At 50.3% G+C, this 2889-nt stretch carries 2 rRNA genes; both read right to left on the bottom strand.

The features are described 5' to 3' along the window. Nucleotides 1–10: 10 nt before the first annotated feature. Nucleotides 11–126, bottom strand: a 5S ribosomal RNA gene (gene rrf / locus ACYIAL_RS12425). 126 nt (nt 127–252) lie between these two features. Then, nucleotides 253–2889: ribosomal RNA gene (locus ACYIAL_RS12420) — 23S ribosomal RNA — on the bottom strand.

The following is a 2889-nucleotide window of genomic DNA, read 5'->3' as shown; positions in this document are numbered from 1 at the left end:
AAATTTAAAAGTCTGGCGGCCCCCTACTCTCACATGGGTAATACCCACACTACCATCGGCACTACGGCGTTTCACTTCTGAGTTCGGCATGGGGTCAGGTGGGACCACCGCGCTATTACCGCCAGACATATCCTGTACTCTTTTCAATTAGTTACATTATCTCATATCTGCACTAATCTCTCAATCCGGAACAAACTGTTATTTCAACTTTTATACAATCTCTCGCGTAACCCCAAAACAACTCCGAGTTGTAAGGTTAAGACTCTCGGTTCATTAGTATCAGTTAGCTCAATGTATCACTACACTTACACACCTGACCTATCTACGTCTTAGTCTCAAACGGACCTTACTGAATCTCTTCAGGGAAAACTCATCTCGAGGCTAGTTTCGTACTTAGATGCTTTCAGCACTTATCTATTCCGCACGTAGCTACCGGGCAATGCAATTGGCATCACAACCCGAACACCAGCGGTGCGTTCACTTCGGTCCTCTCGTACTAGAAGCAAACCCTCTCAATTTTCCTACGCCCATGGCAGATAGGGACCGAACTGTCTCACGACGTTCTAAACCCAGCTCGCGTACCACTTTAAACGGCGAACAGCCGTACCCTTGGGACCTACTTCAGCCCCAGGATGTGATGAGCCGACATCGAGGTGCCAAACACCGCCGTCGATATGAACTCTTGGGCGGTATCAGCCTGTTATCCCCGGAGTACCTTTTATCCGTTGAGCGATGGCCCTTCCATTCAGAACCACCGGATCACTATGACCTACTTTCGTACCTGCTCGAGCCGTCACTCTCGCAGTCAAGCTAGCTTTTGCCATTGCACTAACCTCCTGATGTCCGACCAGGATTAGCTAACCTTCGTGCTCCTCCGTTACTCTTTGGGAGGAGACCGCCCCAGTCAAACTACCCACCAGACAGTGTCCCTTACCTCGATTCAGAAGTATAGGTTAGAACATCAAACATTAAAGGGTGGTATTTCAAGGTCGACTCCACACACACTGGCGTGCATGCTTCTTTGCCTCCCACCTATCCTACACATTAAGGCTCAATGTTCACTGTCAAGCTATAGTAAAGGTTCACGGGGTCTTTCCGTCTTGCCACGGGTACACCGCATCTTCACGGCAATTTCAATTTCACTGAGTCTCGGGTGGAGACAGCCTGGCCATCATTACGCCATTCGTGCAGGTCGGAACTTACCCGACAAGGAATTTCGCTACCTTAGGACCGTTATAGTTACGGCCGCCGTTTACTGGGGCTTCGATCAAGAGCTTCTGCTTACGCATAACCCCATCAATTAACCTTCCAGCACCGGGCAGGCGTCACACCGTATACGTCCACTTTCGTGTTTGCACAGTGCTGTGTTTTTATTAAACAGTTGCAGCCAGCTGGTATCTTCGACTGACTTCACCTACATCCGCGTGGGACTTCAATTACCATCAGCGTGCCTTCTCCCGAAGTTACGGCACCATTTTGCCTAGTTCCTTCACCCGAGTTCTCTCAAGCGCCTGAGTATTCTCTACCTGACCACCTGTGTCGGTTTCGGGTACGATTAACTATAACCTGAAGCTTAGAGGATTTTCCTGGAAGCAGGGCATCAATTACTTCACTGCCTTAGCAGCTCGTCATCACACCTCAGCGTTTCAGTGACCGGATTTGCCTAATCACACGCCTACATGCTTAACCCACCATCCAATAGGTGGTAAACCTAGCCTTCTTCGTCCCCCCATCGCAGTTATAGCCAGTACGGGAATATTAACCCGTTTCCCATCAGATACGCCCTTCGGCCTCTCCTTAGGGGTCGACTCACCCTGCCCCGATTAACGTTGGACAGGAACCCTTGGTCTTCCGGCGAGCGGGCTTTTCACCCGCTTTATCGTTACTTATGTCAGCATTCGCACTTCTGATACCTCCAGCATGCCTCACAACACACCTTCTACGGCTTACAGAACGCTCCCCTACCCAATACACTTACGTGCACTGCCGCAGCTTCGGTGCATAGTTTTAGCCCCGTTACATCTTCCGCGCAGGCCGACTCGACTAGTGAGCTATTACGCTTTCTTTAAATGATGGCTGCTTCTAAGCCAACATCCTAGCTGTCTAAGCCTTCCCACTTCGTTTCCCACTTAACTATGACTTTGGGACCTTAGCTGGCGGTCTGGGTTGTTTCCCTCTTCACGACGAACGTTAGCACCCGCCGTGTGTCTCCCATGATTAAACTTGTCAGTATTCGGAGTTTGCATCGGGTTGGTAAGCCGGGATGGCCCCCTAGCCGAAACAGTGCTCTACCCCCAACAGTTACTCATGAGGCGCTACCTAAATAGCTTTCGGGGAGAACCAGCTATCTCCCGGTTTGATTGGCCTTTCACCCCCAGCCACAGGTCATCCGCTAATTTTTCAACATTAGTCGGTTCGGTCCTCCAGTTAGTGTTAACCAACCTTCAACCTGCCCATGGCTAGATCACCGGGTTTCGGGTCTATACCCTGCAACTTAACGCACAGTTAATACTCGGTTTCCCTTCGGCTCCCCTATTCGGTTAACCTTGCTACAGAATATAAGTCGCTGACCCATTATACAAAAGGTACGCAGTCACTACTACCCAACGGCAGCAGCTCCCACTGATTGTACGTACACGGTTTCAGGGTCTATTTCACTCCCCTCCCGGGGTTCTTTTCGCCTTTCCCTCACGGTACTGGTTCACTATCGGTCAATCAGGAGTATTTAGCCTTGGAGGATGGTCCCCCCTTCTTCAGACAGGATATCACGTGTCCCGCCCTACTCTATAAGCTTCCACATATCGCACCTTCGTGTACGGGACTTTCACCCTCTATCGTGCGACTTTCCAGACGCTTCCACTAATACTATATGCTACCCGCTTGGGCTCC

The organism is Gilliamella sp. X-57 (assembly GCF_057063565.1).
Note: the sequence above shows the minus strand (reverse complement) of the source record. Positions and strands in the feature narration are given on the sequence as shown.